Annotated in this window: 19 protein-coding genes; 17 read left to right on the top strand and 2 right to left on the bottom strand. The window is 37.3% G+C overall.

The genetic code is table 11. From position 1 onward, the window contains the following. Positions 1–25: 25 nt before the first annotated feature. Entirely contained in the window at positions 26–532 is a 507-nt protein-coding gene (locus tag LW139_RS12990) for a YlaC family protein (protein WP_227335696.1), read from the bottom strand. A 455-nt stretch (positions 533–987) separates the two neighbouring features. On the opposite strand from LW139_RS12990, the gene cspE reads away from it, so the two are divergent. The 17 genes from cspE (at position 988) to flhA (ending at position 22,451) form a co-directional block, all read left to right on the top strand. Further along, positions 988–1,200 carry a transcription antiterminator/RNA stability regulator CspE gene (cspE, locus tag LW139_RS12985; RefSeq protein WP_004243573.1) on the top strand — a complete coding sequence of 71 codons (213 nt, stop codon included), beginning with the start codon at positions 988–990 and terminating at the stop codon, positions 1,198–1,200. 110 nt (positions 1,201–1,310) lie between these two features. Beyond that, a complete protein-coding gene (gene dsrB, locus LW139_RS12980) occupies positions 1,311–1,505 on the top strand; it encodes a protein DsrB (protein ID WP_109407827.1) in 195 nt (64 codons plus the stop codon). A 405-nt stretch (positions 1,506–1,910) separates the two neighbouring features. After that, positions 1,911–2,609, top strand: a complete 699-nt coding sequence (locus LW139_RS12975) for an MgtC family protein (protein ID WP_072068540.1) — start codon at positions 1,911–1,913, stop codon at positions 2,607–2,609. Positions 2,610–6,202: 3,593 nt separating this feature from the next. After that, entirely contained in the window at positions 6,203–6,553 is a 351-nt protein-coding gene (gene flhD, locus LW139_RS12970; protein WP_036935704.1) for a flagellar transcriptional regulator FlhD, read from the top strand. A 2-nt stretch (positions 6,554–6,555) separates the two neighbouring features. Continuing rightward, positions 6,556–7,137 carry a flagellar transcriptional regulator FlhC gene (gene flhC, locus LW139_RS12965; protein WP_006533207.1) on the top strand — a complete coding sequence of 194 codons (582 nt, stop codon included), beginning with the start codon at positions 6,556–6,558 and terminating at the stop codon, positions 7,135–7,137. 134 nt (positions 7,138–7,271) lie between these two features. After that, positions 7,272–8,165 carry a flagellar motor stator protein MotA gene (gene motA, locus LW139_RS12960; RefSeq protein WP_036935706.1) on the top strand — a complete coding sequence of 298 codons (894 nt, stop codon included), beginning with the start codon at positions 7,272–7,274 and terminating at the stop codon, positions 8,163–8,165. A 2-nt stretch (positions 8,166–8,167) separates the two neighbouring features. Continuing rightward, positions 8,168–9,214 (top strand): flagellar motor protein MotB, encoded by a 1,047-nt coding sequence (motB, locus tag LW139_RS12955; RefSeq protein ID WP_109407826.1) that lies wholly within the window; start codon positions 8,168–8,170, stop codon positions 9,212–9,214. A gap of 35 nt (positions 9,215–9,249) precedes the next feature. Beyond that, entirely contained in the window at positions 9,250–11,424 is a 2,175-nt protein-coding gene (gene cheA / locus LW139_RS12950) for a chemotaxis protein CheA (protein WP_166539680.1), read from the top strand. Between the two features lie 21 nt (positions 11,425–11,445). Next, a complete protein-coding gene (gene cheW / locus LW139_RS12945) occupies positions 11,446–11,946 on the top strand; it encodes a chemotaxis protein CheW (protein ID WP_023581802.1) in 501 nt (166 codons plus the stop codon). 384 nt (positions 11,947–12,330) lie between these two features. After that, on the top strand, positions 12,331–14,037 hold the full coding sequence (locus LW139_RS12940) for a methyl-accepting chemotaxis protein (RefSeq protein WP_227335695.1): 1,707 nt from the start codon (positions 12,331–12,333) through the stop codon (positions 14,035–14,037). 59 nt (positions 14,038–14,096) lie between these two features. After that, positions 14,097–15,743: a methyl-accepting chemotaxis protein gene (locus tag LW139_RS12935; RefSeq protein ID WP_247850047.1), complete on the top strand. Its 1,647-nt coding sequence runs from the start codon at positions 14,097–14,099 to the stop codon at positions 15,741–15,743. Between the two features lie 6 nt (positions 15,744–15,749). Then, a complete protein-coding gene (gene cheR, locus LW139_RS12930; protein WP_109407822.1) occupies positions 15,750–16,640 on the top strand; it encodes a protein-glutamate O-methyltransferase CheR in 891 nt (296 codons plus the stop codon). Continuing rightward, positions 16,633–17,685 carry a protein-glutamate methylesterase/protein-glutamine glutaminase gene (locus LW139_RS12925; RefSeq protein ID WP_109407821.1) on the top strand — a complete coding sequence of 351 codons (1,053 nt, stop codon included), beginning with the start codon at positions 16,633–16,635 and terminating at the stop codon, positions 17,683–17,685. Before cheR ends, LW139_RS12925 begins: the two co-directional genes overlap by 8 nt. A 59-nt stretch (positions 17,686–17,744) precedes the next feature. Further along, positions 17,745–18,134, top strand: coding sequence for a chemotaxis response regulator CheY (gene cheY / locus LW139_RS12920; protein WP_023581807.1), 390 nt, complete (start codon positions 17,745–17,747; stop codon positions 18,132–18,134). 9 nt (positions 18,135–18,143) lie between these two features. Continuing rightward, a complete protein-coding gene (gene cheZ / locus LW139_RS12915; protein ID WP_023581808.1) occupies positions 18,144–18,800 on the top strand; it encodes a protein phosphatase CheZ in 657 nt (218 codons plus the stop codon). 419 nt (positions 18,801–19,219) lie between these two features. Continuing rightward, entirely contained in the window at positions 19,220–20,368 is a 1,149-nt protein-coding gene (gene flhB / locus LW139_RS12910; protein WP_227335694.1) for a flagellar biosynthesis protein FlhB, read from the top strand. After that, entirely contained in the window at positions 20,361–22,451 is a 2,091-nt protein-coding gene (gene flhA, locus LW139_RS12905) for a flagellar biosynthesis protein FlhA (protein WP_227335693.1), read from the top strand. Before flhB ends, flhA begins: the two co-directional genes overlap by 8 nt. A gap of 380 nt (positions 22,452–22,831) precedes the next feature. Here flhA and LW139_RS12900 read toward each other — a convergent pair whose 3' ends face one another. Then, on the bottom strand, positions 22,832–23,269 hold the full coding sequence (locus LW139_RS12900; RefSeq protein ID WP_227335692.1) for a flagella synthesis protein FlgN: 438 nt from the start codon (positions 23,267–23,269) through the stop codon (positions 22,832–22,834). Positions 23,270–23,275 lie beyond the last annotated feature (6 nt).

The raw sequence follows: 23,275 nt of genomic DNA, 5'->3' as shown, positions 1-23,275 counted from the left end.
TTTTACGGTTAACACGGAGAATAGATCAAGATTGGGGAGATAATTGTGATGCTGAAATAGATTGCTGGACAGGATCGAACGCCATCAAATAGACATCATAAAAATGAATTTCTTGTTTTTTACTAATAATCTCACGAATGTCTTCTTTTATTTGTGGCGAAATTGCAGGATGTTGTTGAATTTCATTTACTGCTTCATCAGACAGTTTCTCAAAAGTATACCATTCACCGTTATAGCAAACTCTTAAATCAAGCACGCCGATATCTTCAAATTTATAGATAGGCTTAATGTCAAATAGTAACACTCCGGCCATCACTAGGAACATCAAAGAAAAAAGCACTAGTGAAATAATACCAAAATAAGGAGAGTAGATAAGTAATGCGGCAAGTAATATATAAGAGAGAACCATGCTGATACATAACCAGATATGGTTTTTCAAAAATTGACTATTAAAGTGTGGCTTTCCGTCTCTTTTTTCAGCTTTATTGATCCGGTTTAAATCACGCTCTAAGATTTCTTTTAATACATTCATTGTAAACACCTTAAGAGATGAATGTTGCAAACTTGTTTCTTGTTGCTAGATTATCACGGAGACAAGATAAGCAGGTAGAACAGTTTTTTTAAATTCTGACATTAACTGTTATTGTAATGCCATTAAGATTATTCTTAGTTACTGTTAATAATAGAGATAAAATATCAAATAAATTTTATACACAGTGATAAAAATAGAGGAAGAATTGTATTTTTAATGTGCAATTCGCATTTTTTTAATCTTTAGACGCATAAAACTATTGCTATTAAACTTGTCTCATGCGTTAATGAGTAAGGCCTCAATACAGACCTGATTTATGATTGACATTCTAAGTTAATGAGTTTTAAACAGCATCGCTTTTTGACCGTTTTCTTCATGTGTGCCCATAAGTTATAGGTAGTTCAGGCCAGTAGATGCCGAGAAGGCAACGTTTTATTGATATATAGGAAAGTCACATGTCTGACAAAATGAAAGGTCAAGTTAAGTGGTTCAACGAGTCTAAAGGCTTTGGTTTTATTACTCCAGCAGACGGAAGCAAAGACGTATTCGTTCACTTTTCTGCCATTCAAGGTAACGGTTTCAAAACTCTGGCTGAAGGTCAGAACGTAGAATTCACAATTGAAAACGGTGCAAAAGGTCCAGCAGCTGCTAACGTAACAGCTCTGTAATTTAAAGCCTTTTAAAAATTTTCTTCAAGCCTGTCACCTTATGGTGGCAGGCTTTTTCTTTATGGGTAAAATAAATAAAAAGAGAATGATAATATTTATCAGGAGAGAAAATGCAGATTAATGATAAGGTTGTTGTGAAAACGGATGGTGTTGACGATCGTGAAGGGATCATCCTACTTATTGAAGAATTTAACGAAGGTATTATGTATTTAGTATCACTCCCTGAATATCCAAAAGGAATTTGGTTTTTTAATGAAAAAGAGGGTGGGGAAGGGACATTTGTTAGACCAATACAAGAAAAGTGATTTGTGTTTAGGTTCGGTTCATTTACAATTTTAAATCAGCTACTTATACTTTTGCTAAATTTTAGTGGGGAGAAGTCACCTTGGATACGCAAAGTTGTAGGTTAACGGTAACTCAGTTAACCCAAAATAGATTTGTTCAAATCAATAGGTAGGCTGTTTTCTTCATTAAAACTGCTTACCATTTTTGGTGGGCAGTGCATTGTAATATTCCTTTCTTATATATTCAGATGTTTGCACTTACCCAAAAAATTTCCTTTATATTACTAATAAACAAGGTAAAGGCATGTGCTACATTTTTTTCTCTCTATTTCCTCCACCTAGGTTGATACGTTAATTCCAATACTCTGAACATTTAGAGAAAATTTTTCATACTTATTTTTTAATCATCATGTAGAGGAAATAAACATGACGATGACACCTTATATTTTAAATTTGGTGATTGCCATGTGTCTTGGTGCTTTGATTGGAGCTGAGCGTCAATGGCGACAAAGAATGGCTGGTTTAAGAACGAATGCACTCGTTGCCACCGGAGCAGCTGTTTTTATCTTAAGTTCAATCGAGACTTCACCTGATAGTCCTGGCCGAATAGCGGCTCAAGTGGTTTCGGGAATAGGCTTTCTGGGCGCTGGTGTAATTATGCGTGAAGGAATGAATATTCGAGGATTAAACACCGCGGCAACACTTTGGTGTTCTGCTGGAATTGGTGTGTTATGTGGTTTAGGTTTGTATCAATTGGCGACTATAGCAACACTTCTAATTCTTTGTGCGAATATTTTATTACGAGAAGCCGCTCAACGTATTAATGCTCAGCCACAACACCAAGCGATAGATATTGAGCAACGTTACTCAATTCGAATTATTTGTCATGAAGAAGATGAAGTTTTAGTGAGAACCCTTATTTTGCAAGCAATAAATGGTTTACATGTTCGATTACAATCTTTGAGTAGTGCAGATACATTGATGCCTAGCCAACTAGAAGTTTGTGCTGAGCTGCTTGCAACTCCCGTTGAACAAAAAGAGATAGAGGCTATTGTCTGCCGTGTTAGCTTAGAAAAAAGTGTAAGTGCTATTAATTGGAAAATTGCAGCTGAACACCCTGCTTAACTAACAATAGTTTGCGTTAAATGTGTCTCTTATGATGGCTCTCTATATTCTATATAGGGAGTTTTTTGTTTCCTTAATATAGGGAAGATATTAAAAAATAATTTAAAAAGAATATAAATGTTATAGAAAGTTATAAGCATATAACCATATTGTTTGTGAGCAAATAAACGTAATGGTTAATTTTAAAACTAAGTACCTTATTGAAGGTAGTGAGATCTGTATCATGTGTTAAGTATTATTACTGACATATATAAATAAAGTATTTTGTTTGCGTAATTATTATTTGTGTAACTATTACTCTACGGAATAAAAAATAGGACTTTTTATTCATAGCTGGCTAATTAGAAATACACAGAAAAAGAGAGGAATTATTTTCGTTTTATTTTAAATACCCATTTTTATGTAATTTGATTAATATGCAATTATTTATATTGTGGTTAACCCGTATTTTGTGAGCTTTAAGTGAAAATGACTGAATAGAGTTTTAGCGTATTTGATATGGTTTCTCTATTTTATTAATTATTGATTTCAGATTGGTTTGATTTATCACTGTTTATTTTATTTTGAATAAACGATGAACATCAAAATCAAGTAAGCGTTTGCTACAAGTTATTTACTTATTAAATGAGGTACTTAGGTGTATTGTAGGACAAAAAGTCGTTATTAAGGGACTTAGCGCAGTATAGAATTTTGGGTCGAAAAGCGTGTTTTCTATTGATTATACTGGGAATTTTTTTAATACCTAAATAATACTCTCAAATTATTTCAATGTATTTGGCGAAATATATATCAATGTTTTTTATCAGGTTTGGTTTAAGTTTCAATTTTTGAGTAATATTTTTAATTTAACCAAATTAGCGCCCAGAAAAAGTGGGCCGAGTGTAGTTAAATAGCAAGTTTAACCCGCTACAGCAAAGCTGATGAATGGCTGTGTAATGTTGTTTATAATTGCTCATCAGTGGTGTGCAAAATTTTTTGAAAGAATGTGATTTTTTTTGTAAAAAGCATGTAGGAAAAATGATACCAATAAGTAATCTTATAATGAGAATAGAAAAATCATACCAAGCATTTCTTTGTTTAAAATAATAATTTCATGATTTTATTATTTGTAACTTTGTCAAGGATGTAAATCTTACTTATTACAGAAGGAGAATTATCTTAGTGTGAAATAGCTATGCCATTGTCATTTATTCTGAAAATAAATATAAAGGATTATTGAGATATTGACCTTTTTTGATTTACTTAAAAAGATAAAAACAAGTTCGAACTACCATTAATTAAAAAACTATGTCATCAAAAAAAGATGATAAACATTTCACGATAGCAATCTCAAAAAGATAGGGCTCATTTCAATAGAACTGAAAGCAATACACAAACTATTTGTATTCACGGCATGAATAATCTCAATTATTTTCGATTTGAAAAATAAAGTTACAATATTTTTGCTGATTCTTCTTTTCACAAAAAACAGAACACTTTTGGGGTGTAAATGATGGAACCTTGTTATTGCTTTTTAAGCTTGATCTAATAAATGAGATATAGATCTAAATTACTTAGATATATCAATATTTTTATTACTTTTTTATGGAGAGAAAATGTCTTTTTAAACCCCAAATTACTCAAAAAAAGGGTAATAATACGGGCTAAATTAGTGATAAGTAGAGATGAATATTTAGATATGTATTTTAGCTATCTAAATAAAAATATAACGGTGTTTAAATATCAGCCTGTGCCTAACTCTGTCAACATCAACTTTTGTTAAGCAATGGTGTTACTTAATATCAGCACTTTTGGCTCTGTAATGCATTAAGACTTGTGCTAGCTAGGTTAAAATGAAGATTCTGAACACTGAAGGGGAGGGAAAGTGAAACAATACTCATCATTTTTAGGAGTAAAACAAATTACGGTGAAAGTTAGTTTCAATGATAAAAAGTAACATTTGATATTTTATAGTTTGTATTAATGATAATGGAGTAATCAATAAGATGTTATTTTGATCGCATTCATTTTGTCTTGTTTACATTTAAAAGGATTGGGTATACAAGTGTTAAGCATGGCGTGGTGTGTTTGTCTGTACAGGCTTTTTCAGCATTTTGCTGTAATCTCAAATAGAAGAAACAAAATTTATATTCGATTCTGTTCTTTTGTGAATTAATCACTTTATATTAGGGAACTCTAAATATTTTTTTTATAAAACTGAAATTAATATTTCAATTTCAGTCTATTTTTTATAATAAAAAAGGTAAATTTTATAATATAAAAAATCAAGTTCTTCTTAATTTTTTTATTTTTCTTCATTGAATATAATGTCTATAGTTTATTGAAATTTATTTTATCAATATATGTAATTGTGTTTTTAAATATTTATTTTTAAATTTTCTTTTTTTAACTTAATTAAATAGGGCTTATTTTTATAAATTAACTCAGTGTTTCTTACATTTTTCTTAAGCCAAATATTGTATTGTATTTATATTCTCACTTATTAATTTGATTGGTATGAAATTATTTACTATTAAATTTCTTTTTTCTTATTTCTATCTTTAATATTAAAAAAACAGCTAGCGCAAATATTGTCTGTTTATAAAATAAACTATAATTCATAAATAAAACTTACTTATATGGGGATATTATTTAGTCGTGACTAATTTACAGTCAATAAAACTCTTATTAAGAGTTCTGTAATTTAAGTGTTAAAAGGCTACCTTTAAATATAAGTATATTTATACTATTACATATGAAACTTTAATCTTGTGGAAATAAATATTCAATGATTTAAGGGTGATGGTGCATAACTAAGAATTTAATTTTATATGGCTTATCCTTCTGAATCATAAAAGCATGGATTTATCATTTTGATTTTAAAAGAAAAAATAGATGCTTAAATTAAGATAAAAAAAAGAATAACTAGAAATAATTATGGTAGTCTATTTTTCAAACAAATTGTAAATAAAAAGTGATCATTTCTGAGGGTTTAAGTAAATGATGAAAAAAATAATATCTGTAGAAATATTTATTAAACTGGAAGAGCTTGTTTAGATAAAGATGAGGAGTAGATATTGCAATATATGTTACTGTGATCAAAAAAATCTTCAATTGTGGATTTGTCAAATTTTTATGCTGTATTTTTAGGTTTATAAGTTTAATAGATCGTATAAAATAAAAAATTATCATTAATATTTTAATTTGGGTAGATTAGCTTATTAATTTACACAGAGTTTTATTACTTTTATCACTTGAATAGTTAATGAACTAATTCCATAATAATGATTATCTTTTTGTGATGTGACTCACATAGTATTTAAATTGGACTACTTTATCCGTTGAATAACTTAATCGTTAAGGAGTAAAGTTGTCGCGTTAGGATTATTCTTAACGAGCTATATTAGCGAGCATTTAAAGTTTACTTTTAATTTAAATGTTTTTTTCGCTACTTTTGAAAATGACCGTAACTAAGTAATACAAGGTAGTGTTACTACGTGTCATGTTCATAAAATGGGGCCTGGAAATTTAATATTACATTTATATTAATTTCCTCGGGATCTTTCATTAGGAAGATCCTCTTTGTTCAATATAATCGGACGGGATGTAAAGAGATGAGTACGGTTGAATTGCTTAAGCATATTTATGACATAAATTTATCGTATTTGCTTTTGGCGCAAAGGTTAATTAACCAAGAAAAGGCTTCAGCAATGTTTAGGCTTGGTATTAGTGATTCCATGGCTGATGCTCTTGCAGAGCTTACATTGCCTCAATTGGTTAAGTTGGCTGAAACAAACCAACTAATCTGTAATTTCCGGTTTGAAGACAGCGAAACAATAGAACAACTCACCAAAGAATCTAGAGTGGATGATTTACAACAGATCCATACTGGAATTCTTCTTTCTTCAAACTTGTTTCGTCAGTTAGCGGAACAAGATACTTCTGCAACAAAGAAACGGGCATAACAATGAGTGAGAAAAGTATCGTCCGAGAAGCGAAAGACATTCGCTTAGCAATGGAATTAATCACCTTGGGTGCCCGCTTACAAATGCTTGAAAGTGAAACTCAATTAAGTCGGGGGCGTTTAATTAAATTATACAAAGAATTAAGAGGGAGCCCCCCTCCAAAAGGAATGTTACCTTTTTCAACGGATTGGTTTATGACATGGGAACAAAATATCCATTCCTCAATGTTCTACAATGCTTACCGTTTTTTATTGAAAAATGGGGGATGTGTAGGAGTTGAGGCAGTTGTTAAAGCTTATCGTTTATACTTAGAACAATGTCCACCTGTTAAAGATCAAGAACCTATTTTAGCACTAACAAGAGCATGGACATTAGTACGCTTTGTTGAAAGTGGTATGTTACAACTTTCAGTTTGCACCAAATGTAATGGTTCATTTATTACACACGCACACCAGCCTGCTAGCAATTATGTTTGTAGTCTTTGCCAGCCTCCTTCTCGCGCAATAAAAAAACGTAAACTTTCCGCCAATCCTGCCGATATTAACTTACAACTGTTGGATGGTCTTGAACAGTTTGCAATGTGATTCGAGATTGAAAGTTAAATATCAGGTTATAGAGCTTAGTTATCTATAACCTGAGCCGTTTCCTCTCCCACTCCTATCTCTTGCTGCTATGTTCGCCATTCTCTCTATAACGAAATTAGCTAAAGGGATATCGCGTGTTAGTACTCTTAGGATATATCGTGGTTATGAGCGCCGTCATCGGGGGATATCTTCTCGTCGGTGGTAGTTTAGGCGCCTTGTACCAGCCAGCCGAATTTATAATCATTTTTGGTGCCGGTATCGGTGCTTTTATTGTAGGTAATAATGGTAGAGCAATTGTATCAACAATGAAGATCCTACCGAAATTACTTCGCAGTACCAATTACAATAAAGCGATGTACATGGATTTAATGGCACTCATGTTTCGTTTGTTGTCAAAAGCGCGTCAAAACGGCATGTTGGCATTAGAGAGAGATATCGAAAACCCACAGCAAAGTGATATTTTTTCCCAATATCCCCGCATTATGAAAGATGTCTATATGCTCAGTTTTATTACTGATTATATGCGTCTCATGGTGACAGGAAATATGAATCCTTATGAAATTGAATCTCTGATGGATGAAGAGATTGCAACTTTTGAGGAAGAGAGCGAAGTTCCTGCAACGGGATTATCTGCCATGGGTGATTCACTACCCGCATTTGGTATTGTTGCTGCGGTGATGGGTGTCGTTAATGCGTTAGGTGCAGCCGATAGACCTGCTGGTGAAATGGGCGTTCTCATTGGTCATGCAATGGTCGGGACTTTCTTAGGTATTTTATTAGCATATGGTTTTATTTCGCCATTAGCTTCTCGACTCAGACAGCGCTCTAGTCAACAAATGAAAATGATGGAGTGTATCAAAACAACACTGTTATCTAGCATGAATGGATATGCGCCACAGATAGCGGTTGAGTTTGGACGTAAAACCCTCTTTCTGGCAGACAGACCTTCTTTTATTGAATTGGAAGAACATGTACGTCAGGTACGGACACCGATGCAGGCAAATCCTGATGCAATGAAAGAAGAGTAATTATGAAGAGTAATTCACAAATCATTCGAGTTAAAAAGCGAGGGAGAAAGCAACATCACGCTCACGGTGGTGCATGGAAGATAGCTTATGCTGACTTTATGACTGCAATGATGGCTTTCTTTCTTGTGATGTGGTTACTTTCAATCTCTAGTCCACAAGAATTAACTCGTGTAGCAGAATATTTTCGTACACCGTTAAAAGTCGCGATTGAAAAAGGGCGATTTAGTGGAGATGCAACAAATCCTATTCCTGGAGGAGGGCGTGATCCTGTCTATAACGAAGGGGATGTCTTGCCAAAAGGCGAGGAAGATAAACAGCTCAATGAAAAGCAACAATTCCGCCGATTAAAAGATAATTTAGAACAGGTCATTTTAAATGATCCTAGATTAAAAGATCTGAAGCCTCATTTATTAATAGACATGATGGATGAAGGCCTACGAATTCAAATTATCGATAAAGCAAATCGCCCTATGTTTAGAGTTGGTAGCGCCACCGTTGAACCTTATATGAAGGATATTTTGACGGCTATTGCCCCTATTTTAAATGACACACCATATAAAATCAGTTTATCGGGTCATACCGATGATATTCCTTATGCAAGTGGCGCTTTTAAATATAGTAACTGGGAATTGTCAACCGATCGCGCTAATGCCTCTCGACGGGAATTAATTGGTGCAGGATTAAGTGAGTGGAAAGTGTTGCGTGTTGTAGGTATGGCATCAACAGTTCATTTAGTTAAAGAGGATGGTTTTGCTCCAGCTAACCGACGGATCAGTATTTTGGTCTTAACGAAGCAAGCAGAACAAAAAATTGTACAAGAAAATGAGCGGGTTGCACCGACAGTGACTGAGGCTTCAGAAATTGAGCCTCTACTTTCAGGGCAAGAAACCCCACAAGAAAAAGCAGCAAATACACAGGCGGGGTCGTCTGTGTCTTCTGCATCTGAGCTTCCCGAATCAAAAAAGGAAAATGTTGAAACAGGAGTTTCTGGGGAAAGTTTGCCATCACAATCGACAAATATTACTACAAAACAGGGAACAGCCCCCTAATTTGTTGGTAATCGCGTAAAGGTGAATGAGTAACGATGGATATTACTGAGTTTTATCAAACATTTTTTGATGAAGCAGATGAGTTGTTAGCTGATATGGAACAGCATTTACTGTTACTTGATCCAGAAAATCCAGATCAAGAACAGATGAATGCGATTTTCCGTAGTGCACACTCCATAAAAGGAGGAGCTGCAACATTTGGCTTCGTTAAACTTCAACAGACCACTCATGTGCTTGAAAACTTGCTCGATAGTGCAAGACGTCATGAGATGGCGCTCACCGACGACATTATTAACCTGTTTCTGGAAGCGAAAGATATTATGCAACAGCAATTGGATGCACATAAAAACTCACAAGAACCTGATGAGGAAACATTTAACTATATTTGTGAGAAGTTGCGTCAGCTGGCTCTCGATGTAAAAGAAGAACAATCAGCTCCTCATGTTGAGGCCGTTGCTGGATCTGAAACTTCAGTTTTACACGTCACTGAGACTGAAACTTCTGCCTCATCATCGGATGTTGAAAGTGTACAAAATGACGCCATTGTAGAAGAAACATCGAAAATGGCTGCTGATGGACATTATTACCATCACATTATTTTGTCTGATCTTAAAGAGACCGATATTGATTTAATGCTTGATGAATTAAAACATCTTGGGGAAGTAAGCCAAGTTGAAAAACAACATCATGGTCTTGAGGCAATATTAAAAACAACCGCAACAGAAGAAGATATTAGTGCGGTACTCTGTTTTGTGATTGAGCCTGAACAAATCTCGTTTAGACAAAATACCGCGACAGAAGAAACGGCAGAACATATTACGACATCAGAAGAGAGTGAAATATCTGCTGATGGCGCTCATATTGAAAACCAAGTTGAGCATCCAGCATCTGTTCAATCTATTGCTGCTGAAAAAGTAATAACACCAGAACCGGTTAAAACACCAGCTGCGACAGTGTCGACACCTGCTAAAAGACCCGCTACTGCACCAACTCCTAAAACAGAATCAACCAGTATTCGTGTTGCGGTTGAAAAAGTGGATCAACTTATCAACTTAGTCGGTGAATTGGTTATCACACAATCAATGTTGGCTCAGCATAGCGATAGCCTTGAACCGTCTATATACAGCGATTTATTAAGTTGTATTGCACAACTGCAACGCAATTCTCGTGATCTGCAAGAATCTGTGATGTCGATTCGTATGATGCCAATGGAATATGTATTTAGCCGATTCCCTCGAGTTGTACGTGATTTAGCAGGTAAAATGAATAAAAAAGTTGAGCTAAACATGATTGGTAGCTCGACAGAACTTGATAAAAGTTTAATTGAAAAAATTATCGATCCACTAACTCACTTAGTCCGTAATAGTCTCGATCATGGTATTGAAATGCCAGCAGATCGCGTTGCTGTTGGCAAGCCAGAAGCAGGACAATTAACATTGTCTGCTGAACATCAAGGCGGCAATATTTGTATTGAAGTGACTGATGATGGTGCTGGTTTAAACCGCGAACGGATTTTGAAAAAAGCCATTTCTTCAGGGCTTTCAGTTTCTGAAAATATGAGCAATGAAGAAGTTGCTATGCTGATTTTTGCACCTGGATTCTCAACCGCAGAAGTTGTGACTGATGTTTCTGGCCGTGGTGTGGGTATGGATGTTGTGAAACGAAATATCCAAGAGATGGGCGGTCAAATTCAAATTAGTTTTGAAGTGGGCAAAGGGACTCGTATTCGTATTTTACTGCCGCTTACATTAGCTATTTTGGATGGCATGTCAGTTAAAGTACAAGACGAAGTCTTTATTCTGCCATTAGGTACAGTAGTTAGTTCTTTACAACCTGAAGAGGATGATATTTATCCATTAGCGGGTGATGAGAAATTATTGCAAGTAAGAGGAGAATATTTACCTCTCATCGAATTGCATCGTACTTTTAATATTGAAGGTGCTCAAACAGATATTACTCAAGCGATTGCGGTTATCGTACAAAGTGCCGGACGCCGTTATGCTTTATTGGTAGATAAATTAGTTGGTCAGCATCAAGTGGTCGTTAAAAATATAGAAAGCAATTACCGAAAAGTACCGGGTATTTCTGCCGCAACAATTATGGGCGATGGTAGTGTGGCTTTAATTCTTGATGTACCAGAATTACAACGCTTAAGTCATACACAAATGACAAATAAGAAAAAGAATACAACTGCAAGCGCAGTCATTTAATAGTGAGGATAAAATAAGATTATGGCTTCGGAACATTTCGAGAAATTATCCGGTGAAACTGTTGGACAAGGATTTCTAATTTTTACGCTGGGCGACGAAGAATATGGAATTGATATTTTAAAGGTTCAAGAAATTCGTGGATATGATCAAGTTACTCGTATTGCTAATTCACCTAGCTTTATTAAAGGGGTAACAAATTTACGGGGCGTTATTGTTCCGATTGTTGATCTGCGTATTAAATTTTCACAAGAAAGTGTAACTTATAATGACAATACTGTTGTTATTGTGGTTAACTTATTAAATCGAATTGTGGGAATTGTTGTTGATGGCGTTTCTGATGTTCTTACGCTAAAGCCAGAGCAAATCTGCCCTGCGCCAGAGTTTGCGGTCACAATGTCTACAGAATATTTAACAGGTTTAGGCACTTTAGATGAAAGAATGCTTATTCTTGTTGATATTGAGAAATTGCTCAACAGCGAAGAAATGGAATTAGTTGATAGCGCAACAATTCAGGCTAAATAAGTTTTTATTTTTTAAAAATAATCTAAATACTGTTCCGGTAAATTTGCCGGAATAGCTATTTCTGTCTTTTTTATTTTATTAGCGAGTGCTAAAGCATTAAATTAACTTTAAGGTAAATTTAAAGATAAAAAAGAACTGATAATTTGAGTTAAGTTCTATTTTATTATTTATTAATTTATAAGTAGCTATCACCTAGTTGTAATGTTTTTCTACTGACGGAAATAAATATAAAGTTTTTTATACTTATAATTTTAATTAAAAACAAGTATTACCACCGCTTTTTAATGGGGCAAAAACGTGACTAAGACGAAATGAAACCTATAAAGTTTCTCTTAAGTCTGCCGATAACTTGCTCATTACCATTTATTATAAAAAAGGGAAACTATGTTTAGCCGAATGAAAATAGTGACTGGATTATTATCCATTCTTCTGTTGTTTGGTGTTTTGCAATTTATCTCCGGGGGAGTTTTTTACTCAAATATTATTGAGACAAGAAATGACCTGAATAAAACACTGATAATACAGGATCAACGTGAGCGCCTAGACGAAAGTTGGGCTAACTTACTCCAAGCTCGTAATAATATTAATCGTGCTGCGATTAGCTTTTTATTACAAGATAAAAACCTGAATGTGGATGATTCTCTTTCTGTTGACTATCTCACGGGTCTTGCTCGTAAAAATATGTCTCGTGCAGATGAGAAATTTAAAGAATTTGAAAAGAATATTACTGCTTATCAAGTTCACTCAGAAGATGATGTTCGTAGCCTAAAAGGGCGTTTTATCGAATATTTCTCTGCATTAAATCAATTGGAAATTTTACTTCAAGATAATAATTTAAAAGACTTTTTTGAGCAACCAACGACAGGTTATCAAGATGCTTTTTATAAAGAATATCTTGCCTACGTTATGCGTAATGAGAAGTTTAATGATGAATTAAACGTGGCATTAGAAGCCTCTCACCAACGTACTGTTATCACAATGGTTGTTTTAGCCATTATCGTTATCTCTGCATTAATTTTATGCTGGTTTGCGTTACGTAATGCCTTGATTAGACCATTAAATTCACTTCTATTAAGTATTAAAACCTTCTCCGAAGGGGACTTACGTCCAAATATTGAAGTGAATGGCCGTAATGAAATGAGCTTGTTAGCGAATGGCTTAAAGCATATGCAACAAGAGCTTATTCAAACTGTTCGTGGAGTCTATCAGAGCACAGAAAATATTTATAACAGCACGAGTGAAATTGCAGCTGGAAATAATGATCTGTCTGCACGTACCGAAGAGCAAGTGGCTTCACTAGAAGAAACTGCGGCAAGCATGGAACAGTTAACTGCAACGGTAAAACAGAACGCAGATAACGCTCGTCAAGCAAGTAACCTTGCCAACGATGCCTCAGATATCGCCCGTCAAGGCGGAAAAGTTGTTGCTAATGTGGTGCAAACAATGCACGACATAGCCGGAAGTTCTCAGAAAATCACCGATATTACTGCCGTTATCGATGGTATTGCATTCCAGACCAATATTTTGGCACTGAATGCAGCCGTTGAAGCAGCAAGAGCCGGTGAGCATGGTCGCGGATTTGCGGTAGTTGCCGGTGAAGTTCGTAACCTTGCACAGAGAAGTGCAGAAGCTGCTAAAGAAATAAAAACACTGATTGAAGATTCTGTAAGCCGTACTGAAACAGGCTCTGTGCTTGTTGAAAGTGCGGGTGAGACGATGACGCGTATTGTGGACTCTGTAACTCGAGTTACTGACATTATGGGCGAAATCGCTTCTGCATCAGATGAGCAAAGCCGAGGTATTTCACAAGTTGGCCTTGCGGTATCTGAAATGGATCGTGTCACTCAGCAAAATGCCTCTTTAGTAGAACAATCTGCAGCCGCTGCTGCTGGTCTTGAAGATCAAGCAGTTGCATTAACCCGCTTAGTTTCAATCTTCAAATTACCGGGTCAGGAAGAAAAAACGCTAGAAAGAAAGGAATCGGATGCAACCCCTGTAGTTAAAGCCGCTGCTCCACTTATAAAACCAGGAACCTCAGAAAAGAAAAAGAGCAGCAGTGTTGAAGATCCCGCTAACTGGGAAACTTTCTAACAACAACAAGTGGCTGACAAGCGGTGGCTTTTTACCACCGCTTTAAACGAGGTGAAGGCATGTTTAGGTTTCGCAAATTAAAGATATCCACCAGTCTATATTTATTACTGATGATGTTTTGCGTTATGCAGGTGATTTCTAGTGGTATTTCGCTAGGAATTATCCATTTGAATAACGAACAGATCACCAGAGTTGATTTAGATACATCTAAGCGAGATGAATTAGGATTAAGTTGGGCATCTTTAATACAAACACGTAATGCGATTAATCGTGTTGCTATCGCAGTGAAAACTGAACAGTCAACGGATTATATTCAATCTATTGAATCAATTGCACTTTCACGCCTGGAAACGGCGAATACTCATTTTCAAAATTTCCTTGCTGAAATAAATAAAGAGGCAATACCGACAGAAGAAAAAGAAATCGTTGAAGCGGTGAAAAATGATTACCGCGTTTTATATGGTGCATTAACTGAATTACATAGCATGTTAAAAAACGATAATTTCCAAGGTTTTTTAGATCAACCAACGGAACGTTATCAAACGGCAATGGAAAATTCATTTAATACTTATATGAATTACGTGCAGACAGAAATTACAGAATCGATAGAGCAAGGACATCGTTCTTATACTATCGCTATCTTAATGTTTATCGGTGCAATAGCGATGATTATTGTTGTGTCAATCGCGGCTCACCGTTGGCTAAGTTTTAATATCATTAAACCTTTCGCAAGTTTAAGCCGTTATTTTAATGATGTTGCGACTGGCAAATTAAATCGTGAAATTCTTGTATTTACGGATGACGAAATAGGGGATGTGTTTAGACAATTACGAGATATGCGTGGTGAGTTAGCGCGTTCTATTCGTATTGTTCGAGATAACAGCCACGCTATGTATTCTGGCATTCAAGAAATTTCCAAAGGAAATACGGATTTATCCTCAAGAACTGAACAACAAGCTGCTTCATTAGAAGAAACTGCGGCAAGCATGGAAGAGTTAACAGCAACGGTAAAACAAAATGCTGATAACGCCCTGCAAGCAAGTAAGCTCGCAGAATCTGCTTCTGAGACAGCCATGCGTGGTGGTCAAATTACGCATAGTGTTGTTGAAACCATGGATGCGATTACACAAAGTTCTCAAAAGATAGGGGCTATTATCAGTGTGATTGATGGTATTGCGTTCCAAACCAATATATTAGCACTTAATGCGGCTGTTGAAGCTGCTCGCGCAGGCGAACAAGGACGAGGATTCTCTGTTGTCGCTGGAGAAGTTCGTAATCTTGCTCAACGTAGTGCTGATGCTGCAAAAGAAATCAAATTATTGATTGATGAATCTGTTTTACGAGTCTCTCAAGGTTCTCAACTCGTTAATAATGCAGGGCAGACAATGGAGGAACTCGTCACATCAGTAAATAAAGTCACTGAATTAATGGCAGAAATCGCCTCAGCTTCTGATGAACAAAGCAGAGGTATTCACCAAGTCGCTGATGCAGTCAGTCAGATGGATCAGGTGACACAGCAAAACGCTGCTTTGGTGGAGCAATCAGCATCTGCTGCCGCAGCATTGGAAGATCAGGCTAATAACCTTGTTGATGCTGTATCGGCATTCGAGTTGCCTGACACGGATGAGAATAATACTTCTTCATCCCTAGAAGGTAATGGGTTGAAAAAAGCAGATAAAAAATCATTTTTTAAAAAGACCCATTAAAAAACAATGAAACGTAATGTTACTGAAGTCTTATCAGATATCGCTGCTCAACCGTTGGATATTTTTACCCAACGGTTCATGTTGTCCGATGATCAGTTCCAATCTATATGCCAATTGATTTATCAAAAGGCAGGTATTGTGCTGACTAACAACAAAAGGGAGATGGTTTATAACCGTCTCACTAGGAGGTTACGTGAATTACGGATGAATAACTTTGGTGACTATCTTGCGTTTCTTAAAAGTGATGTACGCAACCCTGAATGGCAAGAGTTTGTTAATGCTTTAACAACTAATCTCACTGCATTTTTCAGGGAAGCACATCATTTTCCTATTTTGGCAAAACATGCCAGAAAAAGAGCCGGAGGCGTCTACCGAGTATGGTGTGCAGCTGCATCTACTGGAGAAGAACCTTATTCAATAGCGATGACTTTACGCGATGTTTTTGGGAATAACCCTTATAAAACCAAAATTATTGCCAGCGATATCGATACAAATGTGTTGGATAAAGCACGAAAAGGTGTTTACCGACAAGAAGAGCTTAAAACATTAAATGATGAATATTTGAAAAAATATTTTCTCAAAGGTGTCGGCGATTTTGAAGGATACGTGAAAATTAGGCCACAAATCAGCGAGATGGTCTCTTTTCAGTATTTGAATCTACTCGACAAGCAATGGGATTTAGAAGGTAGTTTTGATGCGATTTTTTGTCGTAATGTCATGATTTATTTTGATAAAACGACACAGCAAACCTTACTTAACCGCTTTACCTCATTACTTAAACCAGACGGAATGCTGTTTGTTGGGCATTCTGAAAATGTAAGCCAGCTTAGCAAGGATTTCTACTTGCATGGGCATACCGTTTACGGGCTGACACCAGCAAGGAGAGGTTATGAATAAAATAACGGTACTCTGTGTTGATGATTCGGCGCTAATGCGTCAAATCATGCGAGAAATCATCAACAGTCATAGTGATATGGAGGTTGTTGATTGTGCACCAGATCCTATAGTGGCTCGTGACTTAATAAAAAAGTACAACCCACAGGTATTAACGTTAGACGTTGAAATGCCACGTATGGATGGTATTGATTTCTTGGAAAAACTGATGCGATTAAGACCGATGCCTGTCGTTATGGTTTCATCATTAACAGCTAAAGGCTCAGAAGTAACGTTAAAAGCGTTAGAACTGGGCGCTGTTGATTTTGTGACTAAACCACAGCTTGGTTTACGTGAAGGTATGCTCGCTTATAGTGAACTGATTGCAGAAAAAATTCGTGCTGCTGCTCTTGCTCGAATTAGTCGGCGTGAAGTTCAAGTCGTGCCTTCTAAATCATTGTCATTTACACCGATGATTTCGAGTGAAAAGTTGATTGCTGTAGGTGCATCAACTGGTGGCACAGAGGCTATTCGTAATTTTCTAGAACCATTACCCGTTACCAGCCCTGCGGTGTTGATTACACAACATATGCCAGCAGGGTTTACACACTCATTTGCAGAACGATTAAATCGTTTATGCCAAATCAGTGTAAAAGAAGCTGAAGATGGAGAACGTGTATTACCAGGGCATGCGTATGTTGCGCCGGGTGATTATCACATGGAGCTTCGTCGTAATGGTGCTAACTACCAGATCCACATTAATAAAGAACCAGCAGTAAACCGTCATCGTCCTTCAGTCGATGTGCTATTTCGTTCAGTCGCAAAATATGCGGGGCGTAATGCTATTGGCGTTATTTTAACTGGGATGGGAAGTGATGGTGCAGCAGGGTTATTAGAAATGCGTCAAGCGGGAAGTTATACCTTTGCACAAGATGAAGCGAGTTGTGTCGTCTTTGGTATGCCTCGTGCTGCGGTTGAAATAGGCGCAGTTGATGAGGTGAAAAGTATAAGCTCAATGAGTAAAGCGGTACTGATGAAAATCAGTAGCACGCAATCATTGCGTATCTGATTAAGTTCAGTTTAAAAAGCAACACAGTAATTTGCCGATATATTTTGAAGGAGTTTTCAATGGCAAGTAAGGATCTGAAATTTTTAGTGGTTGATGATTTTTCAACAATGCGCCGCATAGTTCGTAATTTGCTAAAGGAATTAGGATTTACGAATGTAGAAGAAGCAGAAGATGGTGCTGACGCGTTAGCTAAATTACGCAATTCGGCAATTGATTTTGTGATAACAGACTGGAACATGCCAAACATGGATGGTCTAGAGCTTCTTAAAAATATTCGTAGTGATGCGGGACTTGCAGCAACACCAGTATTAATGGTGACCGCTGAAGCTAAAAAAGAAAATATCATTGCAGCAGCGCAAGCCGGTGCAAGTGGATATGTTGTTAAACCTTTTACAGCAGCAATTCTTGAAGAAAAACTAAATAAAATTTTTGAAAAACTGGGCATCTAAGGAGTCGCAATGAGTGGGAATCCAATTATGCCGAAAGATAATATTGAAATGACATCTGATATTATCAGCCGGATCGGACAATTGACGCGGATGTTGCGCGACAGTTTGCGAGAATTAGGATTGGATAAAGCAATAGCCGAAGCAGCAGAAGCCATCCCTGACGCTAGGGAACGATTGGATTATGTTGCTCAAATGACCGCTCAGGCAGCTGAGCGTACATTGAACTGTGTCGAAGCTGCGCAACCTAAACAGGATGCGTTAAGTGCCGATGCAACTAAGCTTACTGAACGTTGGGACCAATGGTTTGAACAGCCAGAAGAGCTGAAAGATGTACGCTCTCTTGTAACCGATACCCGCAATTATTTGCGGGATATCCCTGAGAGTACGGCTTTTACTAACAGTCAGTTATTGGAAATTATGATGGCACAGGATTTCCAAGATCTGACAGGTCAGGTGATTAAGCGCATGATGAGTGTGGTTCAAGAAATTGAAAAACAACTCGTGATGGTATTAATGGAAAACCTGCCACCAGAGCAACTTGAAAAGTCTAATGTGAAAAAAGAGACTGATTCTTTATTAAATGGTCCACAGGTTAATAAAAACAACGCTGGTGTGATCAAAAATCAAGATCAAGTTGATGATTTGCTAGAAAGTCTAGGTTTTTGACCTGTGATGAGTTTTAGGGCGATAAGGACGTTGAGATATGCAGAACGCATTCGCTCTATGCTCTGCTCTTTAGGATGGTGTACTTTATGGATAAAAAATCACGTAATAACGCTTTGATAGCCCACGCTATTGAAGAAAATGTAAGCCGCTTTGTTTAAGCGGCTTTCGAGGTTGCTTAAATAAGCATCAATATAAAAAATACATTATTTTCTGTGAATTTCGCTGATTTCCTTATTATTAGCGCCAAAAATACCTTTATTGTTATTTTTATCATTAGGTCGGTTTCTAAACACCTACCGTCATAGCCCAAAAAGCCCCGTAAATTTGCGATTGTTCAGCCCATCAATTTCCTCTGAATTTGTCATGCTTAGAGTCATTTCATTCATGCTTTTAATCTCAATATCTAAATCGGACAGACTGTGGCTGAAGATAGCGATCTCGAAAAAACAGAGGACCCCACACCCCATAAACGGGAAAAAGCTAAAAAGGATGGGCAAATTGTTCGTTCTAAAGAGCTTTCATCCGTTTTAATGATCTTGGGTGGCGTGAGTTTGCTGTGGATGAGTGGTGGATTTATCACTCGTGGGCTATATGCCATGTTAACAGAAGGATTTACGTTTAATCATCACCTTATTGGTAATGAGAATTTGTTGATCCCTCGATTTGGTAGCTTGATTAAACAAGCTGTTTTTGCGTTATCACCTGTATTTTTTGGGTTAGTGCTTGTGGCAATTGGTGGCTCTGCTTTATTAGGCGGGATTAACTTTAGTAGTAAATCGATTAAGTTTGATCCGAAAAAATGGAACCCTATTTCTGGGTTAAAACGTATATTTTCAATGAATGCGTTAGCCGAGTTATTTAAAGCGATACTGAAATCAACCTTTGTGGGGATCGCTGCAACAGTTTTTTTATGGCACAACTGGAACGATATTCTTCATCTGATCACACTTCCACCGCTTAGTGCATTAGCCAATGCAATGCAATTGCTGATTTTTGCCGTCTACATTACGGTTTTTATGCTGATCCCGATGGTGGCATTCGACATTATTTTTCAAATCCGTAGCCATCTGAAAAAGCTACGTATGACACGCCAAGAAATTAAAGACGAATTTAAACAACAAGAGGGTGATCCTCAACTTAAAGCGCGTATTCGTCAGCAACAACATGCTATGTCTCGTCGTCGAATGATGGCTGATGTACCTAAGGCTGACGTCATTGTTACGAACCCAACACACTATGCTGTCGCACTGCAATATAACGACAAAATGACCGCACCTAAAGTGTTAGCGAAAGGTGCTGGGGCTATTGCGTTAAAAATTAAAGAAATTGGCGCAGAAAATCGAATTCCGCTTCTAGAAGCACCACCGCTTGCTAGGGCGTTATATCGTCACAGTGAAATAGGCCATGCAATACCTTCAACCCTTTATGCTGCGGTTGCAGAGGTGCTTGCATGGGTTTATCAACTGAAACGATGGAAAACCGAAGGTGGTTTAAAACCTAAACAACCTATGAACTTGCCAGTGCCTCCCGCACTGGACTTTGCTGGAGAAGATAATCGTCATGGCTAATTTGGCCTCATTACTCCGCTTGCCGGGAAATTGGAAAAGTTCTCAGTGGCAGATACTGGCAGGGCCAGTGCTTATCTTGTTGATACTGTCAATGATGGTATTGCCATTGCCACCTTTTCTATTGGATTTATTATTTACCTTTAATATTGCACTCTCCATCATGGTGCTGTTAGTGGCAATGTTTACCAAGCGTACTTTAGACTTTGCTGCTTTCCCGACTATTTTGCTGTTTACCACGTTGTTACGTTTGTCATTAAACGTTGCTTCAACGCGTATCATCTTAATGGAAGGACATACAGGGCCAGAAGCTGCAGGGCGCGTTGTTGAGGCCTTTGGCCATTTCCTTGTGGGCGGTAACTTTGCTATCGGTATTGTGGTCTTTATCATCCTTATTTTGATTAACTTTATGGTTATCACCAAGGGTGCGGGACGTATTGCTGAAGTGGGTGCACGCTTTGTGTTAGATGGAATGCCGGGTAAACAGATGGCAATCGATGCTGATCTGAATGCGGGTATTATCAACGAAGATGAAGCTAAAAAACGCCGTAAAGAAGTTTCATTAGAATCTGACTTTTACGGCTCAATGGATGGTGCGAGTAAGTTTGTTCGTGGTGATGCCATCGCCGGCTTAATGATCCTTGTGATTAACGTGGTGGGTGGCCTTATCGTCGGTGTTGCTCAACACGGAATGGCGTTAAACGATGCAGCAACGACTTATACTCTTTTAACCATTGGTGATGGCCTGGTTGCTCAAATTCCAGCATTGATTATCTCAACAGCAGCGGGTGTTATTGTTACTCGTGTTGCAACAGATGAAGATGTTGGGCAACAAATGGTGACTCAACTATTTGATAATCCTCGTGTACTGATGTTAACAGCTGGGGTATTAGGCTTGTTAGGTTTAGTACCAGGAATGCCTAATTTTGTTTTCCTCTTCTTCACAGCAGCATTAGGCGGATTGGGTTGGTATATCTTACGTCGTAACGCTAATCCCGAAGTGCAACAACAAAAAGAGATGGAAGAAGTTGAGAAGCAAAACCGTGTTGTTGAAGCGTCATGGGAAGATGTGCAACTGGAAGATCCATTAGCTATGGAAGTAGGATATCGCTTAATTCCGATGGTAGATAACCGCCAAAATGGTGAGTTATTAGGGCGAATTAGTGGTATTCGTAAAAAGTTCGCTCAAGAGACAGGATATCTCCCTCCTGTCGTTCATATACGTGACAATATGGAGTTAAGACCTTCCTCTTATCGTATTCTAATGAAAGGGGTTGAAATTGGTCATGGGGAAGCGCATCCGGGTCGTTGGTTAGCAATCAATCCGGGTAATGCAGTCGGCTCTTTAGACGGTGATATCACTCAAGAGCCAGCTTTTGGTTTGCCCGCAGTTTGGATTGATGACAGTTTAAGAGAGCAAGCACAGGTGCAGGGGTATACCGTTGTTGCTGCAAGTACCGTTATTGCAACGCACTTTAACCATGCATTAACGAAGTACGCATCAGAATTATTTGGTCGTCAAGAAGCACAAATGTTATTTGATAGGGTCAGTAAAGAGCTCCCTAAAATGACAGAAAATATGATCCCAGATATGCTTTCACTCACGGTGTTGCATAAGGTATTGCAAAATCTGCTTTCTGAACAAGTGCCTATTCGTGATATGAGAACCATATTAGAAGCCTTAGCGGAGCATGCACCAGAACAAAAAGATCCAGCTGAATTAACCGCAGTGGTTCGTGTTGCACTTCGCCGTGCGATTACACAACACTGGTTTGGTGATCAAGATGAAATCCAGGTGATTGGTTTAGACGCAAGCTTAGAGCGTATTCTTGTTCAAGCGATGCAAAGTGGCGGTGGATTAGAGCCAGGGCTTGCTGAAAATATTGAACAACAGGCGGCAGATGCTGTACGCCATCAAGAGATGTCCGGTGGTGCGCCAGTATTATTAGTGAATCACGCATTGCGTCCATTACTTTCACGCTTCTTACGCCGTAGCTTACCGCAATTGGCGGTGTTATCGAATATGGAAATTAGTGAAGGTCGCCGTATCCGAATGACATCAATGATTGGTGGGCAACCGCATTAATCATTCTCGCTGATATATCGTTATCTACAAGCGAAGGCCACTTTATTAAGTGGCCTTTTTTATATTGATAGACATAAAGGGGGATGTGTTAGCGCTTTTACTCATAATAAAGGGTGAAGTAGGTACATCAATAAATAAGTGGCTTAATGATGTTATGAAAAAGTGCAGTAATGGTGTGAATAAATGAGGAAGGAACAAAGAAACAAGGAATCAAAGGCTCAAATAACAGTTAAAACTTAGATCAGAGAAATGAAGGTTACGAGAAGAAGATAGATAATAATGATGTATGGTGGCTTAAAGTGAATAAAGTTTTATCAATAAAGAAAACGCCATCAATATTGATGGCGTTTCATGTGAATTCTGATAATTATCGAGAAAACCTAAACCTGAATTTTTCGCCCAGCTAATGTAGAACGCTGTGCTTGACCATCAGAACCATAAAGGGTTGGACTGTGGTTCTTCTGCAAAAAACGGATAGCATCACTATTACGAGAAATATGTTGCTCTAATAGCAATCCGTTATGTTGATTAAGATGTTTTAGCTCCGCCGTAATATCCATTACTTGTATCCATAAATCAGATAAGAATGGTAACCCTGTGTAAGGTTTTTCTACACCGGCTTGTAAGCTTAGCGTATGACGCTGTTGGTCTGTATGACCTAAAGCCGACAAGACAAAATTCTTCTGTTCAGTAACTTCGTGAAGTGCATTGATATCAATGTTACCTGCACACAATAACTGCTGTTCAGCACGTAGAATACCAGCAATGGTATTGAGCTGTGATAATTGAAGATCTAAAGTCTGGCGGAGTTCTTCCATCATAAT

The sequence above is a fragment of the Proteus vulgaris genome (assembly GCF_023100685.1).
Classification (GTDB): Bacteria; Pseudomonadota; Gammaproteobacteria; order Enterobacterales; family Enterobacteriaceae; genus Proteus.
This window is presented reverse-complemented; position numbering and strand designations above follow the sequence as displayed.